This window comes from Bradyrhizobium sp. 142 (assembly GCF_023074015.1).
Classification (GTDB): Bacteria; Pseudomonadota; Alphaproteobacteria; order Rhizobiales; family Xanthobacteraceae; genus Bradyrhizobium.
In genome coordinates this window covers 98,552-120,085 of record NZ_JADPKQ010000073.1, presented here as the reverse complement: position 1 = coordinate 120,085, position 21,534 = coordinate 98,552, and the positions used below count along the sequence as shown (strand labels likewise).

Genomic DNA, 21,534 nt, shown 5'->3' with positions numbered 1-21,534 from the left:
CCATATGCGATTGCCCTGCGTTTGCGTTTGCGGGTGAGGGCTGGGGGTATCTCCTCAATCGACAATCCCAATGTGGAGAGAACCCCCACCCGCCGCGCTTCGCGCGTCGACCTCCCCCGCAAGCGGGAGAGGTGCACCGAGCCAGCGGCCAGATCGATTTAACCTAGAGCTATTGGGCTCTAACGCGCAGCCGAGGCCGAGCGCTTGGTCGCGACCGGCTTCGGTGCGGGCTTTGCGCTCGTCTGCGCTGCGCTGTCCCAGCCGCCAGCGGGCGCCGTCACATTGACGGCGTCGTCGGGCTGCGGCTCGGCGCTGAAGGTCTGGATCGCGAGCTTGGCGGCGGCGAGTGACTGCGCGTCGAGGCGTTTTGCGATGTCGTCGCGCTTGCCTGCCGCATCCGCGTCGCCCTGGGCTGCCGCGAGGGTGAACCATTTGTAGGACTCGGCGAGGTTCTGCTCCACGCCGATGCCGCGGGCGTAGAGGATGCCGAGGTTGAACTGGCTATCGGCGACGCCGCGATCGGCGGCCTTGCGGAACCACTGCGCCGCGCTCTTGTAGTTGGCGCCGCGTCCGCCACCGTCGGCATCGAGCACTGCGAGATTGTGCATCGCCTTGGCGTTGCCGCGCTCTGCCGCCTGCGTGTAGTAGCGGCGGGCGATGTCGGCGTCCTTCTGCACGCCGAGTCCCTTTTCGTACAGCGTGCCGAGCCGGAAGGTCGCGGGCACCACGCCGGCCTGCGCCGCGCGGTCGTACCATTTGGCGGCTTCGTCGTAATTCGCAGGTGCGCCTTTGCCTTCGGCAAAGCGCACGCCGATCTCGTAGGCCGCGGCCGCATCGCCCTTCATGGCGGCGGCGCGCAGCACCGGGCCGCCGATGCCGCCAGGCAGCTTCTCGCCCGACGGCACCTGGACCTGACCGAGCCTCGCGCGGCTCGTGCCCGAAAGCGCGCCGGTGATATCGCCGCCCGCGGGCGAGGGTGGTGCCACAGTAGCAGGCGGCGGGATTTCGACCGAAGCCGTACCACCGGGGCTGGCGGGAGCCGGCGCAGAATTGTTCTGAGATTGCCGGCCCATCGGCGTCGGCGAGGTCATCGACGGCGTGACCTGCTCCGGCGTGGCGGGCTTGTTCTCGACCGGCGGCGGAGCCTGCGGCGCAGGCTCGCTGGAATTCTCCATCGCCTGCGGCGGCGGCGCACTGCCGCCTTCGAGGAGATTCATTGCCATCTTGAAGGTGCCGAGCACGATCACGACCACGCTCGCGCCGACCAGCAGCGAGCGGATCTTCGAGGTGATGGTCGAGCCGCCTTCCTGGCCTTTGTCCTTGCGGCCGGCGCTCGCCGCCTTGGCGCCGCGGCCGGGCTTCTCGGGCTGCGCGGCTGCGGCTTGCGCAGCGCGGCGCGCGGCTGCGATGAAGCTCGACGACGACACCGGCTCCTTCGGCGCGGCAGGAATTTCGCTGATTGCACTTTCGGACGCGGCAATGCGCTCCGACGGCGTGGCAATGCGTCCGCCCGGCCGTGTGCCCGGCTCGAGCGGATGATCCGGCGGCAGCTCGGGCGCAATGGCGGCGCGTGCGGGCGCCGTATGCGGCTCGAGGATTTCGCTGATCGCGCGCGGCGGAACGGGCGCCATCGACATTGGCGGCGGTGCGGCCGCATGGAATTCGCGCGGCGCAGCCACGAAGGTGGCCTGCGCCGCTTGCGCGGCGGCGGGATTGGGCAGCTCGGGCTTGGGGTCGTATTTCGGCTGCGGCTGCGGCGGCCGCTGCTCGCGCGCCATCGGCGCGGGCTCGATCGGCAGGGAGAGTGCGGCCGGCATCGGCTGCGGCGCAGGGGCCGGTGGCGCGGTGCGCACGGCGCGCAGGTCGCCCTCGATCATCGAGAGGCGATCGACGACATGGCCTAGCGTGTTGTGCACGGCCTCCAGCGAATCCTGGGTGCTCCGGTTGGTCTCGGCCTGATTGAAGCGGATGTCGGAGAGCTCGCGCTTGACGAGGTCGACCACGCCGGAATCGGCAGGCTGCGCCGAATTGCGGCTCTCGGCGAGCGCCGAATAGGTCGCCTGTTGTCGCTCAAGGTGCCGCAGGATGTCGTGCAGCCCGTCCTCGACGCGGCTCAGATTTCCGCCGCGCGGATCGGAGGCGGCTTCGATCCGCTCGAGCAGGTAGGAGACGCGCTGTTCCAGATGCGCAAATGTCGAGGCCGAGTCGCTGCCGACCTGCATGCGGTCGAAACGGTCCGACAGCGCGCGGATGGCGCTTTCCAGATGTTCGGTGCTTTCGGACGGTGCCGGCCGCTCGCGCGTTTCCAGCGCGGCCGTCAGCGCCGCGATGCGCTGCTCCAGCACGGCAAAGCTGTCGCTGGGGCCGGACGCGCGGGTGATCTGGTCGATCTTGGACGACAGCAGCTGCACGTCGTCGGAAAGCCGGGCCAGCGCCTCGTTGGAGGCGACGTTGGAGACGATGCCGCGCAGCGCCGAGATCGCGCCTTCGAGCTGCCGTACCGTGGAGGGATCGTCATTGGCGCGCAGGATCAAATCGAGCTTGGCGCCGAGATTGCGGATCGCCTCGTCATAGCCGGTGAGCTGCTCGGCTGGCGTCAGCGTGCGCAGCACCTGCTTGATCTCAGACAGCGCGCGCTCGACGCCGGCGAGCGCCTGGCCGTCGGTGCCGGTGGAGCGGGTTTCGTCGATGCGACGGTGCAGCGAGCGGATCTCGTTCTCGATCGATTCGATCGCGCGGCGCGGCATCGCCTCGGTGATGGCGTGGCGGATTTCCGCGAGCTCGCTGCGGAAGGCGTTGATCGCCTGCTCGGAATTGTCGGGGCGCTGGAGCGCCTCGATCTGGCTGGTGATCTTGAGCAGGTGCCGTTCGAGCGACGAGAAATCCGGTCCCGGCTGCGATGGCGGCGGCGCGTAGGCGGATGCGGGCGGCGCCATCGGCGGCAAGGGCGTGGCCGTGGGTGCGATCGATGGCGCCGCGCGCGGCGGCATCTGCCGCGGCACGAAGGCGTCGAGCTCGCTCTGGCGTGCGGTGATCTCGGCGACCGCGACGTCGAATGAAGCGGGGCTCAGCGGGGGTGAGCTGCGATAAACCTGCGCGGCCGCGCGCTCGACCGCATCGGCCTGGCGCTGGCGCGGTTCGACTGGGGCCTGCCGCGGCGGCGGAGGCTGTTGCGGCTTTGCGATTTGCGACAGCCGGGCATCGAGCCGCGAGATCGCATCGTTCAGCTGGCGCGCAACGCCCTGCTCGCGCGAGACCTCTTTTTCGCGCGAAGAGTCTTGTTCGCGCGAAGAGTTTTGGCGCGGCGCCGGCTTGGAAATCCGTTCGATCTGCTGGGTGATCGCGTCGAGCCGCTGGTGGATGTCGGCGACTTCGCGGCTTTCCTGGCTCGGGACGTGGGCTGCTTGCGGACGCTGCTCGTAAGGTCCGCGAAAGTTCGGCGGGGCAGCTTCGCCAAGCGTGGAGTTCAGCCAATCGTTGAGTGACATCCCGGCGCGACGCGCAGCAGCTTCGGCCCGCTCCCGGACGGATGGATCGATGCCGTCAACACTCCACGATACGCGCGAATTCATGACTCTGTCCGGTCCCGACTCCGGCGCCCCACCCGGCGCCTCCAGCCTCCCCACGCGTGCCGGTTGCAAGACAATCGAATTTGGCGCGGGTCGTCTGCCTCGAAAACCGACTTTTGTCTGTTACGGTAAATAACGGGTTAAGGAACGCGTTGACGGTGTCTTAAAGTTGGGCGGCGGGAACTCGGTGGGCTTGGCTTTGAGCTTTCGCCACGTGATCGGTGCGCTCCCTCCCCCGCGCGCGGGGGAGGGGTGGGGAGAGGGTGCTTCTGCAATCGAGGACCCCCCAGAGGAGAAAGCCCTCACCCGCGCCTTCGGCGCGACCTCTCCCGCAAGCGGGAGAGGTGACGAGCACCGCGACGCCTCAACTCTTCCCCTCGCGCTTGCCGTCCTCCAGCGGCACCACCGTGCCCGTGCCGCTCATGGCCGACAGCGCCTCGAGCGCCTCCTCGCAGAAGTCCGCCACCATCTGCTCGTGCCGGGCGCCGAGGCGGAGCAGGAGCAAATTACCAAGGTCGACCACGCCCGAGGCCGTTCCTTCCGGAAAGCGCTTCTTCAGGATGCGCTCGTAGTTCTCGTGGCGGTCGCGATGGTGCTCGAGCCGGGCCATCAGGTCGGTGCGCAGCGGCTCGATGTCGATGCTGTCCAGCGCATGCAGCCGCACCAGGAGGTCGTCCTTGATCGAGGGCGGCGTGCTCGGCCGCGCGGCCCAGTGCCGCAGCGCTGTTCGGCCCTCGGGAGTGAGCGTATAGACGAGTTTATTGGGTTTGCCTGATTGCACGACTTCGCGCCCCAGGATGTAGCCCCGGTCGCGCAACTTGGAGAGTTCGCGGTAGATCTGCTGGTGGTCGGCCTTCCAGAAGAAGCCGATCGAGGAGTCGAACGTCTTGGCGAGCTCATAGCCCGTCATCGGACGTTCGGTCAGGCATGCGAGGATCGCGTCGCCCAGCGCCATGGCATCGGCCTCTCGTCTTGGATGTTAACAATCGGCTTGACTTTATGCGTATCGGCGCATATGCGTCAATGTGCATATAAAGCGGCTTAGAGGCGGGCCAAAGACCCGTCCCAAAGATCCAGCGAAATCAACCTTTTCGCTACTGTGCATGGGGTTGTCTTCGCGTCTTTTTGTCCAGGCCTTTAGTTAGGGAGGCACCTGAGAATGACCGGCCTCGATTCCTGGTACGGCTACATGAGGTCTCATGACCGCGCAGCGCTCTGGGACCTGCTCCATCCCGACGCCATCTTCGAAAGTCCCGTCGTGCACTCGCCCCAGCGCGGCCGCGACATCACCTTCAAATATCTATCCAGCGCCGAGAAGGTGCTCGGTGGCCCGGGCTTCACCTATGTCGGGGAGTGGACCAGCGAGAGCGGCGCCGTGCTCGAATTCAAGACCATGATCGACGGTATCGAGATCAACGGCGTCGACATCATCAGCTTCGACACTGACGGCCGCATCACGCATTTCAAGGTGATGGTGCGTCCGCTCAAGGCCATCAACATGCTGCATCGCCGGATGGCGGAGCAACTCGCCGCACAAGTGTAGTAACTTCCACTACTTCAACGCCCCATGCCGGGAGAACGCCATGCCGATCTACAAAGCCCCCGTCGAAGACATGAACTTCCTGCTCAACGACGTCTTCCAGATCGACCGCTACGACAATCTGCCCGGCTTCAGCGATGCCTCCAGTGACGTGCGCGAGGCGATTTTGGGCGAAGCCGCAAAGCTCGCCGAAGAGGTGCTCCAGCCGCTGAATCGCGTGGGCGATCTCGAAGGCTGCAAGCGTGCCGATGACGGCAGCGTCACCACGCCGAAAGGCTTCAAGGAGGCCTTCAAGCAGGTCGCCGAAGGCGGCTGGCTTGGCCTGTCGGCGCCGACCGAATTCGGCGGGCAGGGCCTGCCGGTGACGCTTAGCCAGGCGGTCAACGAATTCCAGATCTCCGCCAACATGGCGTTCTCGATGTATGGCGGCCTCACCATGGGCGCGACCGCTGCGCTCCTCGTGCACGGCACGCCCGAACAGAAGCAGACCTACGTGCCGAAGATGGTGGCGGGCGAATGGACCGGCACCATGAACCTGACCGAGCCGCATTGCGGCACCGATCTCGGTATGCTCCGCACCAAGGCGGTGCGCCAGGCCGACGGCAGCTTCAGGATCACGGGCACCAAGATCTTCATCTCGGCCGGCGAGCATGATCTCGCGCCCAACATCATCCACCTTGTGCTCGCCCGCATCGAGGGCGCACCAGCCGGCATCAAGGGCGTCTCGCTGTTCGTGGTGCCGAAATTCCTGGTCAACGCCGACGGATCGATCGGGCAGCGCAACGGCGTGGTGTGCGGCTCGATCGAGCACAAGATGGGTATCCACGGCAATTCCACTTGCGTGATGAATTACGACAGCGCCACCGGCTGGCTGATCGGCGAAGAGAACAAGGGCATGCAGGGCATGTTCGTGATGATGAACGAGGCGAGGCTCGGCGTCGCCGTGCAGGGCCTCGCCCAGTCCGAAGTTGCCTATCAGAACGCGGTCGCCTATGCGCGCGAGCGCATCCAGGGACGTTCGCTCACCGGCACCAAGGCGCCGGACAAACAAGCCGACCCGATCATCGTGCATCCCGACGTGCGGCGCACGCTGCTCTCGATCCGCTCCTTCAACGAGGCCGCGCGCGCCTTCGTGATGTGGACCGCGCTGAAGAGCGATGTCGCCCACCGCTCCGAGGATCCCAAGGACCGTCAGGCTGCCGACGATCACATGGGCCTGATGACGCCGGTGCTGAAAGGCTTCCTCACCGATTACGGCTTTGCCAACGCGGTGCAGGCGCAGCAGATGTATGGCGGCCACGGCTACATTGCCGAGCAGGGCATGGAGCAGTTCGTGCGCGATGCCCGCATCGCCATGATCTATGAAGGCGCCAACGGCATCCAGGCGCTCGATCTTGTCGGCCGCAAGCTGCCGCGCGACGGCGGCCGCGCCATCATGGCGTTCTTCGGCGAGGTCATGGGCTTTGCCAAGGAGAACAGCGGCGACGAGGCGATGAAGCCCTTCGTTGCCCCGCTCTCGACTGCGCTCGGCCATCTCCAGCAGGCCACCACCTGGCTGATGCAGAACGCGATGGCAAAGCCGGACAACGCCGGCGCCGCCGCAACCGATTACCTGCATCTGTTCGGTTTCGTCACGCTCGGCTACATGTGGGCGCGCATGGCGAAGGTCACCCAGGCCAAGATTGTCGAAAGCGGAGCCACGCCCTATCTGTCGACAAAACTCGTCACCGGTCGCTTCTTCATGGAGCGGATGCTGCCGGAGACCGCGGCCAATCTCGCGCGCATCCAGGCCGGCTGCGCCACCATCATGGAATTGCCGGCGGAAGCTTTCTGAAGCAGCTCCCGCCGCGAGTCGTCCAATCTCAGATCAAGATCATTACATCAGGAGGGCGTCATGCCTGAGGCATTCATCTACGATCACGTCCGCACCCCGCGCGGCCGCGGCAAGGCCGACGGCGCGCTGCACGAAGTGACTGCGCTAGCGCTTGCCACGGTGCCGCTGAAGGCGCTGAAGGATCGCAACAACCTGCAGGAAGATTCCGTCGACGATGTCATTCTCGGCGTGGTCGATCCCGTCGGCGAAGCTGGCTCCGACATCGCGCGCTTCGCGGCGCTCAAGGCAGGTCTCGGCGAGGCGGTGCCGGGCGTGCAAATCAGCCGGTTCTGCGCCTCCGGCCTCGATGCCGTGAATTTCGCCGCCGCCCAGATCATGAGCGGGCAGCATGAGCTGGTGATCGGAGGCGGCGCCGAATCCATGAGCCGCGTCGGCATCGGCGCCTCCGGCGGCGCCTGGCCGATGGATCCGTCGATGGCGGTGCCTTCCTATTTCATGCCGCAGGGTGTCTCGGCCGATCTGATCGCCACCAAATACGGCTTCTCTCGTGACGACGTCGACGCCTATGCAGTGCAGAGCCAGCAGCGCGCAGCCAAGGCCTGGGACGAGGGGCGCTTCGACAAGTCGGTGGTGCCGGTCAAGGACATCAACGGCCTCACCATCCTCGCCAAGGACGAGCACATGCGTCCGTCGACGACGATGCAGTCGCTGGCGCAGCTCCAGCCCGCCTTCACGATGATGGCGCAGATGGGCGGTTTCGACGGCGTCGCGGTGCAGTCGCACCCGGAGATCGAGCGCGTCAATTACGTGCACCACGCCGGCAACTCCTCGGGCATCGTCGACGGCGCCGGCGCCGTGCTGCTCGGCAGCAAGGAGGCGGCCAGCAAGTACGGCCTCAAGCCGCGTGCAAAGATCCGCGCGTTCGCCAACATCGGCTCGGAGCCTGCGATGATGCTGACCGGACCGGTCGACGTCACCGAAAAGCTGTTCGCACGCTCCGGCATGAAGACGTCGGACATCGACCTGTTCGAGCTCAACGAGGCCTTCGCCTCCGTCGTGCTGCGCTACATCCAGGCCTTCGACATCGACAACGCCAAGATCAACGTCAATGGCGGCGCGATCGCGCTCGGCCATCCGCTCGGGGCCACCGGCGCGATGATCCTCGGCACCGTGCTCGACGAGCTCGAGCGCACCAACAAGTCCACCGCGCTGGTGACGCTGTGCATCGGCGGCGGCATGGGCACCGCGACGATCATCGAGCGGGTGTAACTGCGTAGGGTGGGTTAGCTGAGCGGCTGCGCGAAGCGCAGTGCGCTCGGCGCAACCCACCGCTTCTTTCGCAGTGGAATGGTGGGTTACGCCTTCGGCTAACCCACCCTACGGGATCACAGTCAACCGCCGCGCCAGAGATCGGCTGCCGGCACCAAGGAGCACCACATGGCTTACAAGAACTTCAAGGTTGAGACTGACGCCGATGGCATCGCGCTCGTCACCTGGGACATCCCGGGACGTTCGATGAACGTGCTCGACGACACCTCGACCAACGAGCTCGATGCGATCGTCAAGGCGACCACGGTTGACGCTGCGGTCAAGGGCGTCGTCATCACCTCTGCCAAGGACGCCTTCTGCGCCGGTGCCGATCTGTCCATGCTCGAGGGCATGAACCAGGCTTATGCGAAGGTCTTCAAGGAGCAGGGCGAGACAGCGGCGAACCAGATGCTGTTCGAGCAAAGTCGCCGCTTCTCGCAGGTGCTGCGCTCGATCGAGACCTCCGGCAAGCCGTGGGCTGCCGCGATCAACGGTCTCGCGCTCGGCGGTGGTTTTGAGATCACCCTGTGCTGCCACTATCGGGTGGCGGCCGAAAATCCCAAGACGCGCCTCGGCCTGCCCGAGGTCAAGGTCGGGCTGTTCCCGGGCGCGGGTGGCACGCAGCGCGTGCCACGTCTGGTGCCGCCGCAGGACGCGATGACCATTTTGCTCAAGGGCGATCCGGTCACGATCGAGAAGGCCAAGCAGCTCAATCTGATTCACGCCATCGTGCCAGTGTCCGACCTTGTCAAGGCGGCGAAGGACTGGATCAAGGGCGGCGGCAAGGCCGTCGCACCCTGGGACGAGAAGGGTTTCAAGCTGCCGGGCGGCCCGGTGTTCTCCAAGGCCGGCATGATGATGTTTCCCGCCGGCAACGCGATCTATCGCCGTGAGACCTACGACAACTATCCGGCCGCGCGCGCGATCATGAGCTGCGTCTACGAGGGCCTGCAGTTGCCGATCGACGCGGCGCTGCGGGTGGAGTCGCGCTACTTCACCTCGGTGCTGCGCTCGAAGGAAGCGGCCGCGATGATCCGCAGCCTGTTCCTGTCGATGCAGGAGCTGAACAAGGGTGCGCGCCGTCCGAAGGATGTGCCGCCGACCAAGGTGAAGAAAATCGCCGTAATCGGCGCCGGCTTCATGGGCGCGAGCGTCGGCTACGTCTCGGCCCGTGCCGGTCTCGACGTCGTCCTGATCGACCGCGACCAGGAGAGCGCCGACAAAGGCAAGGCGCATGCGCAGAAGGTGATCGAGGAGCAGATCAAGAAGGGGCGCGCCAAGCCCGCTGATGCCGAAGCGCTGCTCGCGCGCATCACGCCGACTGCGGACTATGCCGCGCTCGGCGATGTCGACCTCGTCATCGAGGCGGTGTTCGAGGATCGCAAGGTCAAGGCGGAGACCTTTGCCAAGGCGCAGGAATACCTGAAGCCTGACGTGGTGTTCGCGTCGAACACGTCGACGCTGCCGATCACGTCGCTTGCGGAGGCCTTCAAGGACCAGGGCAAGTTCGTCGGCATCCACTTCTTCTCGCCGGTCGAGAAGATGATGCTGGTCGAGATCATTCTTGGCAAGAACACCGGCGATCTCGCGCTCGCGACCGCACTCGACTACGTCCGGCAGATCGGCAAGACGCCGATCGTCGTCAACGACTCTCGCGGCTTCTTCGCCAACCGATGCGTTGGCCGCTACGTCGCCGAAGGCAACGAGATGTTCTTGGAAGGCGTGCCGCCGGCGATGATCGAGAACTGCGCCAAGATGGCCGGCATGCCGGTCGGGCCGCTCTCACTGTCGGACGAGGTCGCGCTCGATCTCGGCCTCAAGATCATGAAGGCGACCGAGGCCGATCTCGGCCCTAACGCCATCAATCCCGATCAGAAAAAGCTGATGGTGGAGATGGTCGAAAAGCAGGGCCGACTTGGTCGCAAGAACAGCAAGGGCTTCTACGACTATCCCGAGAAGGGCAAGGGCCAGAAGAGCTTGTGGCCGGGGCTATCAGCGCTGCAGCCGAAGCAGCTCGATCCCGACACTCTTGATGTCGAGGAGCTGAAGCAGCGCTTCCTGGTGGTGCAGGCGGTGGAAGCCGCGCGCACGGTTGAGGACCACGTCATCATCGACCCGCGCGAAGCGGACGTCGGCTCGATCCTCGGCTTCGGCTTTGCGCCGTTCACCGGCGGCACGCTGTCCTACATCGACTTCATGGGACCTAAGACGTTCGTCGAGCTCTGCCACAAGCTCGAGGCGAAATACGGCTCCCGCTTCACCCCGCCAAAGTTGCTGGAAGAGATGGCGGCGAAGGGAGAAACCTTCTACGGCCGCTTCGCGCCGAAGAAGGCCGCTGCTGCCTGATCGTTTGAGATCATCTAGCGAAGGCCGGATCACCGATCCGGCCTTTCGCGTCGCGATGGCGGCAGTCGCTTTACGAGGCCTGCGCCAGCCCTTCCTTCTTCAGTGCTTCCTGCACCATCGGCCGGGCCGCGACCCGGGCCTTATAGGCGGTGAGGTTCGGCATCGCCGAGAGGTCGAACTTCATCCGGTCGCCCCAGGTCAGCATCGTGAAGAGATAGCCGTCGGCGACCGTAAACTGCTTGCCCATGAGATAGTCGCGGCCGACGAGCTGGCTGTCGATGTATTTCAGCTTGCCCAGGACGCGGTCCTTGAAGAACGCCTTGGCCTCGTCGTTCAGTGCCGGCGCGAATAGCGGACCAAAGCTCTTGTGCACCTCCGAGGTGAGGAAGTTCAGCCACTCCAGCAACTTGTAGCGCTCGGAACTGTCGCGGGCAGGGGTCAGCGCCGTGGCCGGGACCTGATCCGCGATCATCTGGACAATGACCGGCCCTTCGGTCACGATCTCGCCGCTATCGAGGCCCAGCGCAGGGACTTGCCCCTTGGGGTTCAGCTTCAGGTAATCCTCACCATTTTCGAGCTTCTTGGCCCGGATATCGACCTTGACCAGCTCATAGGGCAGCCCGGCTTCCAGGAGTGCGATGTGGGGGGACAGGGAGCAGGCGCCGGGCGTGTAATAGAGTTTCATGGAATTTCCTCCTCTTGACGCTTGGTTCGGGCGAAAGAACGACTACATGCATCTGCTTGAAATAGTCAAGATTGATGCAGGTGCATCGAGTGGGGTAAGAGACGGGCGACGAGTTTGAGCGGGACCATGAAACGCAAACCATCGACCGAGGCAACCTCCGCCTGGATCCGCCTGATGCGGGTGCAGAGCCGTGTGCTCGACTGCGTCGAGCAGGACCTGAAGAAGGCCGGCTTTCCGCCGCTGGCATGGTACGACGCCCTGCTCGAGCTGTCGCGGGCTCCCTCGGGCGAACTGCGGCCGGTGGAGCTCGAACGGCAGATGCTGATCCCGCAATATTCCACTTCGCGGCTGATCGACCGCCTGGTCGATGAGGGATTGGCTTCCCGGCGCGAATGCAAGATCGACAAGCGCGGCCAGTTCGTCGAGATCACCGAAGCCGGCCGCGAATTGCAGAAGCGGATGTGGGGCGCCTATTCGGCCGCGATCGAGAAATATGTCGGCTCGAAACTGTCCGATGCCGATGCCGTCAAGCTCAGCGGTTTGCTCGACCGCCTGGGCTGCTCGTGCGGCGAGATGAAGTTGCCGCCCGTCGCGAACGTCAACGAAAGCACGCCGCCGCGATGATCGCGCGGCAAACCAGCATGTCCGCGCGCCCGCTGGGTTCGCGGACCATCCCTGCCACCCGCGCGCATTCGGTCGAAGCGCTTTTGATTAGAGTTTGATATGGCGCGAGACCAGATCGATATGACACCGCTGCAATCGCGCGACGAGCTCGTTGCGTGGTTCGAGGCCGGCTGCAAGGATCCGTCCGACTTCCGCATGGGCACCGAGCACGAGAAGACGCCGTTCACGCTCGAAGGCCATCGGCCGGTGCCCTACGAAGGCGCGCGGGGCATCGGCGCGCTACTCGAAGGCATGAAGCTCCTGCTCGGCTGGGAGCCGATCATGGAGAAGGGCAACATCATCGGTCTTTACGACGTCACAGGTGGCGGCGCGATCTCGCTCGAGCCTGGCGGACAGTTCGAGCTCTCCGGCGCGCCGGTCGAGACCGTGCACCAGACCCAGAGCGAGCTGATGGCGCATTTGGCGCAGGTGCGCGAGATCGCAACGCCGCTCGGTATCGGTTTCCTTGGTCTCGGCATGACGCCGTCCTGGTCGCGCGCCGACATCCCTGTGATGCCCAAGGGCCGCTACAAGATCATGACCAATTACATGCCGAAGGTCGGCCAATACGGCCTCGACATGATGTACCGGACCTGCACGGTACAGACCAATCTGGACTTCTCCTCCGAAGCCGACATGGTCAAGAAGCTGCGCGTGTCGGTCGCGCTCCAGCCGATCGCCACCGCCCTGTTCGCCAATTCGCCGTTCACCGAGGGCAAGCCGAACGGCTTCCTCTCCTTCCGTTCCGAGATCTGGCGCGACACCGACAACGCGCGTGCGGGCATGATGCCGTGGGCGTTCGAGGACGGCATGGGATTTGAGCGCTATGTCGATTACGCGCTCGACGTACCCATGTATTTCGTCAAGCGCGGTGAGGAGTATATCGACGTGTCGGGCTCCTCGTTCCGCGCCTTCTTCGACGGCCGCAACAACAACCTCCCCGGCGAGCGTCCGACGCTGTCGGACTGGGCCAACCATCTTTCCACAATCTTCCCGGAGGTGCGGCTCAAGCGCTATCTCGAGATGCGTGGCTCCGATGGCGGTCCGTGGGGTCGCCTGCCTGCATTGTCGGCGTTCTGGGCCGGGCTGCTCTACGACGATGTGTCGCTCGATGCCGCATGGGACATGGTGAAGCACTGGACGGCGCATGAGCGGCAGGCGCTGCGCGACGACGTGCCGCGCTTCGGCTTCAAGGCGCGTGTCAGGGACCGCTATCTCTTCGAGATCGCCAAGGAATGCCTCGTTCTGGCACATGCCGGTTTGCGTCGGCGTGGCCGGATCGACCAGCTCGGCCGCGACGAGACCCGGCATCTGGAGCCGCTCGATCGCATCATCGATGCCGGCCGGACGCCGGCAGAGGAGATGCTGGACAAGTTCAATGGTCCCTGGAACGGCTCGGTGGAACCGGCCTACGCCGAATACGCTTTCTAGTTCGAGCGACCGACCCCGCAGGACTTCGGCCGTTCATCGCCCATACAGGTTTGCGGCGATCAAATGACCGGCTGAAAAAAAGAGCGTCGTCAATAACTCGAAAGTGTTCCGATGGGGAAGGGCCGCCTGCCTGGGGCCGTCATGGCAAGCGTCGCGCTGCTGCTTGTGCTTGCAGGCGTGTCGGCGCGCGCCCAGACGGCATTCGATCGGCCCGGCGGCGACTATTTCAACACGCCGGTCACGTCGGGTGATCCCGAGGATTGCGCGCTGCTGTGCGAGCGCGATCGCCGTTGCCGTTCCTGGAGCTTCAGCTACCCCGACGTAGAAGGCGGCTCGGCAGTGTGCTGGCTCAAGAGCACGGTACCGCCGCGGGTGCCGGAAAGCTGCTGCATTTCGGGCGTGCGCGGCGCCGGCGTGATCGAGCCGCGCATCGAGGGCGTGGAGACATCGATCGACCGCCCCGGCGGTGATTTGCGCAATTTCGAGCTCAAGTCCAGCGAAGGCGAGGCGGGCTGCAAGGCCGCCTGCACCGCCGACAACAAGTGCCGCGCCTTCACCTACGCCCGGCCCGGCTATACCGGGCGCGAGGCGCGCTGCTTCCTGAAAAAGGAAATCAAGCCACCGCGCCGGAAGGCCGGGTTCACATCGGGCGTGGTGAGATAGCGCTTCGCCGTTTCCGTCGTCATTGCGAGCGCAGCGAAGCAATCCAGAATCTTTCCGCGGAGACAGTCTGGATTGCTTCGCTGCGCTCGCAATGACGAGGAGGATGCATCGGGCATCTCACCCTGTCGCAATCACCGTGATCTCGGGCCACAGCGCCTTCCATCGCTGGGTCTTCGCTGCGTAGTTCGTTGCGGAGAAATTCGGGCCTGGATTGGGGCGCGCGACGAGGCCTGCGATGTCGTCAAACCCATGCGGCGCGTAGACGTCGTAGCCGTCGCCTGCGCGCCTGATGCCGACCTGCGTGTTCTGCGTCAGGAAGCGGTCGATGCCGTCAGTCGAACAGCTCAGCGGCGGATAGGGCAGGCCATGCTTGCCGGGATACCACAGGTGCACGCGTGCCTGGTTGCGGATCTCGACCTTGACGCCGAGATGTCCGAGCCGCGCGTTGACATTGCGGATGACGGCGTCCTCCGCTTCCCATGAAGTATCGGGGTCAAAATAGAACACGTCGTAGTCGGCAATGCCGTGATCTATCGCGCGGCCCGTGAGCACGTTCCACACCGTCTGCACCAGACATCCCGAGACCAGCCACGCGTCCGGCAGCACCAACGCCAGCTCGTCAATGATCGCGACGTTGATCGGATTTTTCAGCGCCAGCGCTAGGAATTCGTCGCGGTTCATCGCGAGGCGGGGATAATGCCGCTCAGTGCACGGCGGTAAAGAAACGCGCGAGTCTGAAACCGGACAGCCAGGTCCATACCGGCTGGCTGCGCATGCCGAGATCCCAGGAGCCGAGCAGGGCATCCGCGCGCCCCACCAGATTGTCGATCGGCAAGAGGCCGACGCCGCCGGAGCGCAGCGGCACGCGGCTATCGGCGGAATTGTCTCTGTTGTCGCCGAGAACGAACAGATGTCCGGCAGGCACCGTGACTTCCTGCGTGTTGTCGAGCGGACCGCTGTCGCGCATCTTGAAGATCAGATGCGAGACGCCGTTCGGCAGCGTCTCGACGTAGCGATAGGCGGGCTCGCTGCCGCCATTGTCGTCCTCGGCGGCGCCAACGCCATCCGGCTTCAGCTCGGCAGGGCGGTCGTTGATAAAGAGCTGGCCCTGCCGCATCTGGATGCGGTCGCCGGGCAGTCCCACGACGCGCTTGACCCAGGCCTGCGAGCGATCGCCGGGCCATCGGAACACCACGACATCGCCCTGCTTCGGCGTCTCGGCGAAGACGCGGCCGCTCTCGGGCAGGTTGATCTGGATCGGCAGCGATGAAGTGCCGTAGCCGTAGGGGAATTTCGAGGCGATCAATGCGTCGCCGATCAGCAGCGTCGGCTCCATTGAGCCTGACGGCACGTAGAACGGCTCGGCCAGTGCGCCCTTGGCGATGAACACGGCGACGACGATGCCGGCGAGCTGCACCAGCTGGCCGCCCCAGCCGCTGCTCTTCCGCTTGATGGGAACGGTCGCCTTCTCGACACTCATGCGCCCGTTCCACCCACCGTAATGCGCTCCATCAACAGCGACGGCTGGCCGACGCCGACCGGCACACCCTGGCCGTTCTTGCCGCAGGTGCCGATGCCGGTGTCGAGTGCGAGGTCGTTGCCGATCATGCGGATGCGATGCAGGTCGGTCGGCCCGTTGCCGATCAGCATGGCGCCCTTCAGCGGCGCGCCTAACTTGCCGTTCTCGATCTTGTAGGCCTCGGTGCACTGGAACACGTATTTGCCGGAGGTGATGTCGACCTGGCCGCCGCCGAAATTTGCCGCAAAGACGCCGTTCTTTACCGAGGCGAGGATCTCGGCCGGATCGCGGTCACCCGCGAGCATATAGGTGTTGGTCATGCGCGGCATCGGCACATGGGCGTAGCCCTGGCGGCGGCCGTTGCCGGTCGGCTTCATGTTCATCAGCCGTGCGTTCTGGCGGTCCTGCATATAGCCGACGAGAACGCCGTCCTCGATCAGCACGGTGCGGTTGGTCGGCGTGCCCTCGTCGTCGATCGAGAGCGAGCCACGCCTTGAAGCGATGGTGCCGTCGTCGATCACGGTGACGCCCTTGGCCGCGACCTGCTGGCCCATCAGCCCGGCAAACGCTGACGTCTTCTTGCGGTTGAAATCGCCCTCGAGCCCGTGACCGACCGCTTCATGCAGCATCACGCCGGGCCAGCCAGCGCCAAGGACGACATCCATTTCGCCGGCAGGAGCGGGAATCGATTCCAGATTGACCAGGGCCTCGCGCAGCGCGCCGTCGGCCGCCTCGCGCCAGTTCTTGCTCTCGATAAATTCGGCATAGCCGGCACGGCCGCCATAACCCTTGCTACCGCTCTCCTGCCGGTCGCCCTGTCCGGCGACGACGGAGATGTTGACGCGCACGAGCGGGCGAATGTCGCGATAGCTCTCGCCGTCGGGCCGCAGGATCTCGACGACCTGCCAGGTCGCGCCCAGGCTGACGCTGACCTGCCGCACCCGCGGATCCTTGTCGCGCAGGTAGGCGTCGATCTCGGCAAGCAGCTTCACCTTGGTCTCGAAGCCCGGCGCGTCCAGCGGATTGTCGTCGCCATAGAGCCGCACATTGGTGTGCGGGGGCGGTGCCGCGAAGCTGCCGGAATAGCCGCCGCGCACGGCGGCGACCGCGTCGGCTGCGCGAATCAACGCCGGCACCGACACGTCGGAGGAATGCGCATAGCCGACCGCGTCGTCCTTGACGGCGCGCAGGCCAAAACCCTGCGAAGTGTCGTAGGTCGCCTGCTTCAGCCGCCCATTGTCGAACATCAGCGCTTCGGTCTGGCTGTATTCCAGGAACAATTCGCCGTCGTCAGCGCCGGCAAGCCCGCGCGCGACCTCGTGGCGAACCTGATCGCGGTCGAGATTGGCACGTTCGAGCAGGGAGGTCGTGGCAGGGTTGGTCATCAAATCAGTCCGTTGTCGGAGGGATGCATTCAAGATAGTTGTTTCCCGGCCATTCCGCGAGGGGCGGCATCAACACGTTGCCGAGACGATGGCTGCAGTCGAAATTGTTCCGATAACGCAAGACCATATCGACGCTTTCATCAAGCCCTCGATTTCGTCGCGCGGGAGCGGCGCTATCTCGCGTTTCTGGAAGCCCCGCCATTCGAATCGACGCGGGCCTTCGTTCTCGACAATATCAAACTTGGTTATCCGCAACTGGTCGCAGTGTCGGCCGGCCGGGTCGTCGGCTGGTGCGATGTCGTGCCCAACCCGAGGCCGATTTATGTCATGTCGGCGTTCTCGGAATCGCGCTTCTGCCGGAATTCCGGCGGCAGGGAATAGGCGGGTGTTTGATCCGGCAGACGCAACTAACGGTTCGGGAAACAACGTGGTCGCGACCGAGCTCTACAAGAAATTCAGCCTTGCCACCGAAGGACTGCAGCGCAACCGCATTCAGGTCGATGGCGGCTACGAAAACCTGGTCCTCATGGGCGCGCTGTTTTAGCTTCCCCTTACGGCAGCTTGTCATTCTCTTTGCCGGTAGCATTGGCAGCCTCTGCATCGGGCCCCGGCCGGGCGTGTGCATTGGCCCAGCGGAACAGTTCGTCGAATACCGGCCGCAACGCCAGAGCCGCCGGGGTCATCTCGTATTCCACCCGTGGCGGCACCTCGGGAAACACCGTGCGCTTCACCAGGCCCTCGCTTTCGAGGTCGCGGAGCTGGGTTGTCAGCATGTGCTGAGTTACGTCGGGGATGGCGCGCCGCAATTGGCCAAAGCGCTGCTTGCCGTCGACAAGCTGCCAGAGGATTTCACCCTTCCACTTGCCTGAAAGCAGGCGAAGCGCCCGATGCAACTGCGCTCTGGCCCGTTCGGAGGGGCATTCTTGCCCTTCAATCCCATTAGTCTGCTTTTTCATGCTACCCCAGAAAAATCATCCTACTTGTCAATTTCATCTTAGTCCCAAATTTTGGGTTTGACAGCCCCTCAGGGGGTCGCCGGCGGACGCCACTTCTGTCCATCGCCGCTTTCACCATTTCAGGAGTTTTTCGATGTCGACAATTGTTGCGCCTGCCAGACCGCGCTGGACCTCTGCCGCCCTGTGGTTCGTCAGGGGAGTGCTTGCGCTCGTCTTTGTGGCGGCCGGCGGGGCGAAGCTTTATGGCGTTCCCATGCTGGTGGAGGAGTTTCAGCATATCGGGCTCGGGCAATGGTTTCGCTATTTCACCGGCAGTCTCGAGATCATGGGCGCGATCCTGCTGCTCTTGCCGCAGAAGGCCGCCCTCGGCGCGCTGCTGCTGATCTGCGTCATGATCGGCGCGGTGATCACCCATTTGTTCTTCGTCGGCGGTTCGGCGGTGCCGGCCATTGTTCTGCTGATGCTGAACGCTGTGGTCGCCTATGTGGAGCGGGGCCAGATCGCATTGCTTGCCAAGACCTCGCTTGCCAAGACCTCGTAAGGCTGCTGCGATGCGTCTTTCTCGCCGCGAGTTGACGATTGCCGTGGGGCTGATCCTGGCCTTCGTGGTGCCGCTGACCGTGACCCTGTTGCTGATGGGATCAGAGGCCGCGGACTCAAAGCCGCAGCCGAAACCCGCCGCTTCGGTTCGGATGCATCGGCTGGTGCTGCCGATCAACACCGATGACCCCACCACGATGCGGGCGCTGATCTCGACCTCGCTCAACCTTCCAAAATACTATCAGGAACGGAACGAAGCGTTCACGATCGAAGTCGTCGCCTATAACGCCGGCGTTCACATGCTCCGCGCCGACACTTCACCGGTGAAGGACATGCTGCGCGTGTTAAGGACGGTCAATGCGAACATCCGTTTCGTGGTCTGCGAGGCGACCAAGCTTGGCATGGAGCGTCAGGAAGGGCATCCACTCACGCTGATCGATAATGTCGATCTGGTGCCAAGCGGGCCCGGGCGCATCATTGAATTGCAGGAAGCCGGCTGGTCCTACATCCGGTCGTGATAAATGGGCCAGACCTGCACAGCGGAGCATCCGATATGACGTCGCATCGCGGGCCGAACCGCCGCGCCGTCGTCGCCGGCATGATGGGTGCGGCCGCCTCGTTCGCGATGCCGGCGCGGGCAGGGGCCGGTGGGCCACCGCCATTCGCGACCGTCAGGCATCAGTTCACGGAAGTGCGCGGCGCGCGCGCGGTCCCGGCGGTGCCGATCCCGCGCCCCGGCGGAGGTGCACTCGATCTGGCGTCCTTCCGCGGCAAGATGGTACTCGTCAATTTCTGGGCGACGTGGTGCCCGGCCTGCCGCACTGAACTGCCGATACTGGATCGGCTCGCGGGAAACGGCCGCGCCGACCTCGCGGTCGTTGCCGTCTCGACCGATCGCGATCGACCGCTGGTCGCGCCCTTCGTCAAAAAACTGAAGCTTCGCCATCTCGCGATCGGCTTCGATCCCGGCGGATTGGTGGCGCGAGCCGGCGCGAGCGACGGCGTCGACACGCCGTTTGCGCTTTACGGCATGCCGATTTCCTTCGTGCTCGGCGTCACCGGGCACGTCGAAGGCTACATCACCGGTGAAGCGGATTGGCTTTCCATTGAGGCGGGCCGATTGTTCGATTATTACGCCAGCGCCGGTGCGGCTGACTAACCTCGCTTTGAGGTTAGCGCCCCCTCACGGCAGCTTGTCATATCCCTCGCCCAGTCCGTTCAGGCTGAGCGGGAAGCCGATGCCCTCTTCCGGCGTCTCGAAGATGATGAAAGTCGCGGTCTTGGCGGTGCGCAGCTGGCCGAGCAGCTTGTCGTCCATGACGACCTCGGCGACGCAGCCATTGGGCAGGCAGCGGACGAAGCCGGCGCGGCCGACGTCCTGGTTGTCGAGCTTCAGTCCGAGGCCGGACGGCAAAAGCACGCCGAGGGGGGCGACCACCCGCATCAGGCGGCTCTTCTGGTCGGCGGTTTTCAGCACGATCACGGTAAGGCCGGCATTGGAGCGGTCCTCGGCCACCACGCTCTGGATCAGGGCGCATTGCTCGGTCTGGGCGCCCGGGGGGGTATCGCAGCGGATCTGCCAGTCGCCATGGACGGAGCGCACCGCACCCTGCGCATGGGCAAGGCCGGGGACGGCCAGGAGCACGACCACAATCAGCAGGGTCGCCAGCACCGTAAGGCCGTTAATCGGCCTTTCCAGGGATTTTGCCATGGATCTCGAAAGCCCCATCGGGGTCGCCCTTCTCGCCTGGATCGCTCGCGCTGGTCGACTGATACGGGAATGACGGCGTCTTGAGGGCGATTCCCAAGCAAATTCCACGCCGCCTCGGCCGTCATCGCCTGCACGAATCAGATTCCTGCGCAGCCGTCCGCAAGTGCCTACCGCGGGCAATTGCGCTGTCAAGCCGCAGCGTCCCGCGAAACGGTATTTTTGTCTGATGTTACTAGGAAATATCTTGCGGGTGATCGCAGCCAGAGCGGCTCAAGACTGCATTGCGATAGATCAAGAATTATGGTTTGAGAAGCTTGATTTCGGCGTTCTAGCGATCTGGCCCGAATTCCTCTTAGAGGTATTCTTGGAGGTATTCTTGAGCGGTGGTTTGTCGGACGGGCGGGTCGAATAAGCGTTTCCCGGAAATAGGGGAGCGCACCTGGGGTGATTTCGTAAGGGGAGCGCGAACGGCATGAGCATGTCGATGGGTCGGTTGGGCCGACATCTGCTGGGATTGGCGGCCGTTGCCGCGGTAGCGGCCGGCATGATGCTGGCAACGGGCGGCGCGGCCTTCGCCGAGCTCGGCCAGCCTGAACCGTGGGAATGGCATCTCCAGGGTTCGGCTTCCCCGGTGATGGACAACATCGTCTGGTTCCACAATTTCCTTTCCGTGCTGATCACTGTGATCACGCTGTTCGTGCTGGCGCTGCTCGTGATCGTGGTGATGAAGTTCAACGCGCGGGCCAATCCGGTGCCGTCGCGGACCACCCACCACACGCTGATCGAGGTGGCCTGGACCCTGATTCCGGTACTGATCCTGGTGGGCATTGCGGTGCCGTCCTTCCGCCTCCTGTTCCTCGAGCTTGACGTGCCGAAGGCGGATCTGACCATCAAGGCTACCGGCAAGCAGTGGTACTGGTCCTACGCCTATCCCGATAATGGCAAGTTCGAGTTCGACTCGCTGATGGCCCAGGAGAAACAGCCGCGGCTGCTCGGTGTCGACAACGAGATGGTGGTGCCGGTCAACAAAGTGGTCCGGGTTCAGGTGACCGGGGCCGACGTGATCCATGCCTTCGCGCTGCCGGCCTTCGGCGTCAAGATCGACGCCGTTCCGGGCCGACTGAATGAGACCTGGTTCAAGGCCACCAAGACCGGCATGTTTTACGGCCAGTGCTCGGAATTGTGCGGCAAGGACCACGCCTTCATGCCGATCGCCATCCGCGTGGTGAGCGACCAGGAGTTCGCCTCCTGGGTTGAAACGGCGAAGAAGAAATATGCGAGCGGCGGTACCAACACTTATGCCTCCACGGCCGGCCCGACGCAGTGAGCGCCGGGCAAGGGGACTGAAAGCGACATAAAGGGCGGGACCTCCAAAAGGTCCGAA

General features: G+C 64.5%; 20 protein-coding genes. 12 read left to right on the top strand and 8 right to left on the bottom strand.

Translation table 11 applies throughout. The features are described from left to right. Positions 1 to 179 precede the first annotated feature (179 nt). On the bottom strand, positions 180 to 3,572 hold the full coding sequence (locus tag IVA82_RS08080) for a tetratricopeptide repeat protein (protein ID WP_247388998.1): 3,393 nt from the start codon (positions 3,570 to 3,572) through the stop codon (positions 180 to 182). Between the two features lie 361 nt (positions 3,573 to 3,933). Then, complete coding sequence (locus IVA82_RS08075; RefSeq protein WP_247388997.1) at positions 3,934 to 4,524, bottom strand: PadR family transcriptional regulator; 591 nt, start codon at positions 4,522 to 4,524, stop codon at positions 3,934 to 3,936. A 204-nt stretch (positions 4,525 to 4,728) separates the two neighbouring features. On the opposite strand from IVA82_RS08075, the gene IVA82_RS08070 reads away from it, so the two are divergent. The 4 genes from IVA82_RS08070 to IVA82_RS08055 all read left to right on the top strand — a co-directional run bounded on the left by IVA82_RS08070 (position 4,729) and on the right by IVA82_RS08055 (position 10,597). Then, on the top strand, positions 4,729 to 5,112 hold the full coding sequence (locus tag IVA82_RS08070; RefSeq protein WP_247388996.1) for a nuclear transport factor 2 family protein: 384 nt from the start codon (positions 4,729 to 4,731) through the stop codon (positions 5,110 to 5,112). A gap of 40 nt (positions 5,113 to 5,152) precedes the next feature. Next, positions 5,153 to 6,943 carry an acyl-CoA dehydrogenase C-terminal domain-containing protein gene (locus IVA82_RS08065; RefSeq protein WP_247388995.1) on the top strand — a complete coding sequence of 597 codons (1,791 nt, stop codon included), beginning with the start codon at positions 5,153 to 5,155 and terminating at the stop codon, positions 6,941 to 6,943. A 60-nt stretch (positions 6,944 to 7,003) separates the two neighbouring features. Continuing rightward, positions 7,004 to 8,212, top strand: coding sequence for an acetyl-CoA C-acetyltransferase (locus tag IVA82_RS08060; protein WP_247388994.1), 1,209 nt, complete (start codon positions 7,004 to 7,006; stop codon positions 8,210 to 8,212). A 168-nt stretch (positions 8,213 to 8,380) separates the two neighbouring features. After that, the gene (locus tag IVA82_RS08055; protein ID WP_247388993.1) at positions 8,381 to 10,597 is read left to right on the top strand and encodes an FAD-dependent oxidoreductase; all 2,217 of its coding nucleotides are present in this window, start codon (positions 8,381 to 8,383) and stop codon (positions 10,595 to 10,597) included. A gap of 70 nt (positions 10,598 to 10,667) precedes the next feature. Here the strand turns inward: IVA82_RS08055 and gstA are convergent, their stop codons facing one another. Further along, positions 10,668 to 11,282 (bottom strand): glutathione transferase GstA, encoded by a 615-nt coding sequence (gene gstA / locus IVA82_RS08050; protein WP_247388992.1) that lies wholly within the window; start codon positions 11,280 to 11,282, stop codon positions 10,668 to 10,670. Positions 11,283 to 11,408: 126 nt separating this feature from the next. On the opposite strand from gstA, the gene IVA82_RS08045 reads away from it, so the two are divergent. The 3 genes from IVA82_RS08045 (at position 11,409) to IVA82_RS08035 (ending at position 14,039) form a co-directional block, all read left to right on the top strand. Next, positions 11,409 to 11,906 carry a MarR family winged helix-turn-helix transcriptional regulator gene (locus IVA82_RS08045; protein WP_148742218.1) on the top strand — a complete coding sequence of 166 codons (498 nt, stop codon included), beginning with the start codon at positions 11,409 to 11,411 and terminating at the stop codon, positions 11,904 to 11,906. Between the two features lie 99 nt (positions 11,907 to 12,005). After that, positions 12,006 to 13,376 (top strand): glutamate--cysteine ligase, encoded by a 1,371-nt coding sequence (locus IVA82_RS08040; protein WP_247388991.1) that lies wholly within the window; start codon positions 12,006 to 12,008, stop codon positions 13,374 to 13,376. Positions 13,377 to 13,487: 111 nt separating this feature from the next. Beyond that, entirely contained in the window at positions 13,488 to 14,039 is a 552-nt protein-coding gene (locus tag IVA82_RS08035; RefSeq protein WP_247388990.1) for a PAN domain-containing protein, read from the top strand. A 117-nt stretch (positions 14,040 to 14,156) separates the two neighbouring features. Here IVA82_RS08035 and IVA82_RS08030 read toward each other — a convergent pair whose 3' ends face one another. Genes IVA82_RS08030 through tldD form a run of 3 tightly spaced genes read right to left on the bottom strand, consistent with a single transcriptional unit; the run spans position 14,157 to position 16,943 of the window. Then, on the bottom strand, positions 14,157 to 14,720 hold the full coding sequence (locus tag IVA82_RS08030; RefSeq protein WP_247388989.1) for a nucleotidyltransferase family protein: 564 nt from the start codon (positions 14,718 to 14,720) through the stop codon (positions 14,157 to 14,159). Between the two features lie 22 nt (positions 14,721 to 14,742). Beyond that, positions 14,743 to 15,519: a signal peptidase I gene (gene lepB / locus IVA82_RS08025; RefSeq protein ID WP_247388988.1), complete on the bottom strand. Its 777-nt coding sequence runs from the start codon at positions 15,517 to 15,519 to the stop codon at positions 14,743 to 14,745. After that, on the bottom strand, positions 15,516 to 16,943 hold the full coding sequence (tldD, locus tag IVA82_RS08020) for a metalloprotease TldD (protein WP_247388987.1): 1,428 nt from the start codon (positions 16,941 to 16,943) through the stop codon (positions 15,516 to 15,518). The genes lepB and tldD overlap by 4 nt, the downstream gene beginning before the upstream one ends. Positions 16,944 to 17,328: 385 nt before the next feature. Between tldD and IVA82_RS08010 the strand changes: the two genes are divergently transcribed. Continuing rightward, entirely contained in the window at positions 17,329 to 17,487 is a 159-nt protein-coding gene (locus IVA82_RS08010) for a hypothetical protein (protein WP_247389038.1), read from the top strand. A 7-nt stretch (positions 17,488 to 17,494) separates the two neighbouring features. On the opposite strand, the gene IVA82_RS08005 is transcribed toward IVA82_RS08010, so the two are convergent. Further along, complete coding sequence (locus tag IVA82_RS08005) at positions 17,495 to 17,899, bottom strand: helix-turn-helix domain-containing protein (RefSeq protein ID WP_247388986.1); 405 nt, start codon at positions 17,897 to 17,899, stop codon at positions 17,495 to 17,497. A 133-nt stretch (positions 17,900 to 18,032) separates the two neighbouring features. On the opposite strand from IVA82_RS08005, the gene IVA82_RS08000 reads away from it, so the two are divergent. From IVA82_RS08000 to IVA82_RS07990, 3 genes are read left to right on the top strand one after another with little or no spacing between them, the layout of a single operon-like run. Beyond that, a complete protein-coding gene (locus tag IVA82_RS08000) occupies positions 18,033 to 18,440 on the top strand; it encodes a DoxX family protein (RefSeq protein WP_247388985.1) in 408 nt (135 codons plus the stop codon). A 10-nt stretch (positions 18,441 to 18,450) separates the two neighbouring features. Continuing rightward, entirely contained in the window at positions 18,451 to 18,957 is a 507-nt protein-coding gene (locus tag IVA82_RS07995) for a DsrE family protein (RefSeq protein WP_247388984.1), read from the top strand. A gap of 35 nt (positions 18,958 to 18,992) precedes the next feature. Beyond that, positions 18,993 to 19,598 (top strand): TlpA disulfide reductase family protein, encoded by a 606-nt coding sequence (locus IVA82_RS07990; RefSeq protein WP_247388983.1) that lies wholly within the window; start codon positions 18,993 to 18,995, stop codon positions 19,596 to 19,598. Between the two features lie 24 nt (positions 19,599 to 19,622). Here IVA82_RS07990 and IVA82_RS07985 read toward each other — a convergent pair whose 3' ends face one another. After that, on the bottom strand, positions 19,623 to 20,168 hold the full coding sequence (locus IVA82_RS07985; RefSeq protein WP_247388982.1) for an invasion associated locus B family protein: 546 nt from the start codon (positions 20,166 to 20,168) through the stop codon (positions 19,623 to 19,625). 454 nt (positions 20,169 to 20,622) lie between these two features. Here IVA82_RS07985 and coxB point away from each other — a divergent pair, with 454 nt between their 5' ends. Continuing rightward, complete coding sequence (gene coxB / locus IVA82_RS07980; RefSeq protein ID WP_247388981.1) at positions 20,623 to 21,477, top strand: cytochrome c oxidase subunit II; 855 nt, start codon at positions 20,623 to 20,625, stop codon at positions 21,475 to 21,477. The last annotated feature ends 57 nt before the right edge of the window (positions 21,478 to 21,534 follow it).